Here is a 3,089-nt window from a genome sequence, read left to right on the forward strand (position 1 = left end):
TGTTCTTTGAAAACTGCATAGAAGATAATAAAATTTATGATTTGGTCTCTTAGAGTTGACTCTAAGGGTTAGACCAAGCACATAGATTCTCTAAATTAACTTATAAGGTGAGAGCATCTGAAAGGATGACTCTAAAGCAAAGACATAACCATATGTCACTATCAAGTAAAGATAGTAAGGGCATACGGTGGATGCCTTGGCTATACTGGCCGAAGAAGGACGCGGTAAGCTGCGAAAAGCTACGGAGAGGTGCAAGCGACCATTGACCCGTAGATATCCGAATGGGGGAACCCGGCAGAGAAAAGCTCTGTCACCCATACCAGAGAGTATGAGGAGGGCACCTGGGGAACTGAAACATCTAAGTACCCAGAGGAAAAGTAATCAAACGAGATTCTCTTAGTAGCGGCGAGCGAACGGGGAAGAGCCCAAACCGGACTGGTTCGCCAGACCGGGGTTGAGGACTGCTAACAAGCATAAATGGGATAGACGAACCGATTTGGAACGTTCGGCCGAAGAAGGTGAAAGCCCTGTAGTCGAAATCCTGCATATGTGGAGCAGTATCCAGAGTACCACGAGACACGTGAAACCTTGTGGGAAGCAGGGGGGACCACCCTCCAAGGCAAAATACCAGTATGGACCGATAGCGCATAGTACCGTGAGGGAAAGGTGAAAAGCACCCCGGGAGGGGAGTGAAAGAGAACCTGAAACCGTATGTCTACAAACAGTCGAAGACCGTATAATAGCAGGTCGACGGCGTGCCTATTGAAGAATGAACCGGCGAGTTACTGTCACTAGCGAGGTTAAGCGGAAAACGTGGAGCCGAAGCGAAAGCGAGTCTGAATAGGGCGAAGAGTTAGTGGTAGTAGACCCGAAACCGTAGTGATCTATCCATGGCCAGGTTGAAGCACAGGTAAAATTGTGTGGAGGACCGAACTCGTGAGCGTTGAAAAGCTTTGGGATGAGTTGTGGATAGGGGTGAAATGCCAATCGAACACGGAGATAGCTGGTTCTCCCCGAAATAGCTTTAGGGCTAGCCTCATGGTAAAGAGTATAGGCGGTAGAGCTCTGATCGGGCTAGGGCCCACACCGGGTACCGAACCTAGTCAAACTACGAATGGCTATACTTATACATGGGAGTCAGACTATGAGTGATAAGGCCCATAGTCAAGAGGGAAACAGCCCAGACCACCGACTAAGGCCCCCAATGCTGCATTAAGTGGCAAAGGATGTGGAGTTTCCAAAACAACCAGGATGTTGGCTTAGAAGCAGCCACCATTTAAAGAGTGCGTAATAGCTCACTGGTCGAGAGACTCTGCGCCGAAAATGTCCGGGGCTAAAATGCAGAGCCGAAGTCGTGGCAATGGTAGTAATACCATTGGGTAGGGGAGCGTTCTTATTGGATTGAAGCAGTACCGGAAGGAGCTGTGGACTGGTAAGAAGTGAGAATGCCGGTATGAGTAGCGAAAAGAAAGGTGAGAATCCTTTCCACCGAAAGCCTAAGGGTTCCTGAGCAACGATCGTCGTCTCAGGGTAAGTCGGGACCTAAGCCGAGGCGGAAAAGCATAGGCGATGGACAACAGGTTGAAATTCCTGTACTAGTATGAATTGTTTGATCGATGGAGTGACGCAAACAGGTAGGTTAGCATGCGATTGGAAGTGCATGTTTAAGCGTGTAGGTTGTGTAATAGGTAAATCCGTTATACTAAAAGCTGAGGCGTGATGACGAGCTCAATAGAGCGAAGTAATTGATCCTAAGTTGCCGAGAAAAGCTTCTAGGTAGAGACATACTACCCGTACCAAAACCGACACAGGTAGGCGGGGAGAGAATCCTAAGGTGCGCGGGAAAACCCTCGTTAAGGAACTCGGCAAAATGCATCCGTAACTTCGGGAAAAGGATGACCCATGTAGTGTGAAAGCTTGTAACGGCTGGAGCATGAATGGGTGGCACAAGAGAGGCGCAAGCGACTGTTTACCACAAACACAGGTGCCTGCTAAAGCGAAAGCTGATGTATAGGTGCTGACACCTGCCCGGTGCTGGAAGGTTAAGAGGAGGGGTTAGGAGTAATCCGAAGCTCTGAATTGAAGCCCCAGTAAACGGCGGCCGTAACTATAACGGTCCTAAGGTAGCGAAATTCCTTGTCGGGTAAGTTCCGACCCGCACGAAAGGTGTAACGACTTGCGCACTGTCTCAACGAGGGACCCGGTGAAATTGAAGTACCTGTGAAGATGCAGGTTACCCGCGACTGGACAGAAAGACCCCATGGAGCTTTACTGTAACTTAGGATTGATTTTAGTTAATGAATGTACAGGATAGGTGGGAGACGTAGAAGCTAGGGCGCTAGTCTTAGTGGAGTCGCTGTTGGGATACCACCCTTTGATTAATTGAACTCTAACGGGAAGAGTAACGACCTTCCGGACAGTCCTAGGTGGACAGTTTGACTGGGGCGGTCGCCTCCTAAAGAGTAACGGAGGCGCCCAAAGGTTCCCTCAGAGCGGACGGAAATCGCTCGAAGAGTGTAAAGGCAGAAGGGAGCTTGACTGCGAGACAGACAAGTCGAGCAGGGACGAAAGTCGGGCTTAGTGATCCGGTGGTGCCGAGTGGAAGGGCCATCGCTCAACGGATAAAAGCTACCCTGGGGATAACAGGCTAATCTCTCCCAAGAGTCCATATCGACGGGGAGGTTTGGCACCTCGATGTCGGCTCATCACATCCTGGGGCTGAAGTAGGTCCCAAGGGTTCGGCTGTTCGCCGATTAAAGTGGTACGTGAGCTGGGTTCAGAACGTCGTGAGACAGTTCGGTCCCTATCCATCGCGGGCGAAAGAAACTTGAAGGGGGCTGCTCCTAGTACGAGAGGACCGGAGTGGACGAACCGCTGGTGTACCAATTATCCTGCCAAGGGTACAGTTGGGTAGCTACGTTCGGGACGGATAAACGCTGAAAGCATCTAAGCGTGAAACCAGCCTTGAGATGAGGTTTCTCATAGCATAAGCTAGTAAGATCCCATGTAGACGACATGGTTGATAGGCCAGGTGTGGAAGTGCTGCAAGGCATGGAGCTGACTGGTACTAATAGATCGAGGGCTTTACT

General features: G+C 50.1%; 1 rRNA gene. It reads left to right on the plus strand.

From position 1 onward, the window contains the following. Positions 1–164: 164 nt before the first annotated feature. Positions 165–3,089, plus strand: a 23S ribosomal RNA gene (locus EO117_RS08910).

Source organism: Veillonella sp. VA142 (genome assembly GCF_003992135.1).
Lineage (GTDB): Bacteria > Bacillota > Negativicutes > Veillonellales > Veillonellaceae > F0422.